At 69.0% G+C, this 1,124-nt stretch carries 1 protein-coding gene; it reads left to right on the top strand.

The features are described 5' to 3' along the window. The first annotated feature begins 82 nt into the window (after window positions 1-82). Window positions 83-787: a hydrogen peroxide-dependent heme synthase gene (hemQ, locus tag ACXAID_RS28160; protein ID WP_475025442.1), complete on the top strand. Its 705-nt coding sequence runs from the start codon at window positions 83-85 to the stop codon at window positions 785-787. Window positions 788-1,124 lie beyond the last annotated feature (337 nt).

A 1,124-nucleotide genomic window follows, 5' to 3' on the forward strand; every position in this document is an offset into this window, starting at 1 on the left:
GGCCAACAGGGCCGCGGCCGGGCTGGTGACCGCCGACCGGTGAGCGGACGGGGCGGCCGGCCGCGCGTGGCACGATAGGCGCATGGCCAAGCTCGACTACGACGAACTCAACTCCACGATCCGCTACCTGATGTTCTCCGTGTTCTCGGTGCGCTCCGGCGAACTCGGCTACGACGAGGACGCCCGCGCGGCCGCCATCGATGACACCGCGACCTTCCTCAAGCGTCAGGAGGACAACGGCGTCGTGGTGCGCGGCCTCTACGACGTCGCCGGGATGCGGGCCGATGCGGACTTCATGATCTGGACACACGCCGAACGTGTCGAGGCGCTGCAGGCCACCTACGCCGATTTCCGTCGCACCACGACGCTGGGGCGGGTGTCGAACCCGGTGTGGAGCAATGTCGCGCTGCACCGCCCAGCCGAGTTCAACAAGAGTCACATCCCGGCGTTCCTGGCCGGCGAGGAGCCGGGCGCCTACATCTGCGTCTACCCGTTCGTGCGGTCGCTGGACTGGTATCTGCTGCCCGATGACGAGCGCCGGCGGATGCTCTCCGAGCACGGGATGGCCGCCCGCGGCTACAAGGACGTGCGGGCCAACACGGTGCCTTCGTTCGCGTTGGGCGACTACGAGTGGCTGCTCGCGTTCGAGGCCCCTGAACTGCACCGCATCGTGGACCTGATGCGCGATCTGCGCGCCACCGATGCGCGCCGGCACGTGCGGGAGGAGACGCCGTTCTTCACCGGTCCGCGGGTGTCGGTCGAGCAACTGGTGAACTCGCTGCCCTGACAGTCCTCGGGCCGAGTTTGCTGGCAGTGGTCGTGCGCCAGCGTGCGGGTGCGGCTCGGGTCAACGGGTCCGGCTCCGACTGTTGACACCACCTGCCAGTTGGCTGCCGGATGAACCCCGCTCGTGCTGCACTGACGGTGGCGTCAGTTGTTGCTAGCATCGTCGGGTGCTGAGCCCGAAGGCCACCGCGACCGGCATCGCGCTGGCTGGGGGAGTGTTCTCCGTTCTGCAGCTGAGCAGATGGAGCGCCCTGCCGGTGGTTCGCTTCGTCAACGACCTGGTGGTGTTGTCACTCGCGGTGGCGGCGGCCGGCTGCGCGGTCGCGGCGGCCCGGCGG

Source organism: Mycobacterium sp. ABE4_509 (genome assembly GCF_056160785.1).

Bases quoted from the DNA above. Each gene is read 5' to 3' on its own strand.
- hemQ (WP_475025442.1), top strand. From the start codon at position 83: ATGGCCAAGCTCGACTACGACGAACTCAACTCCACGATCCGCTACCTG.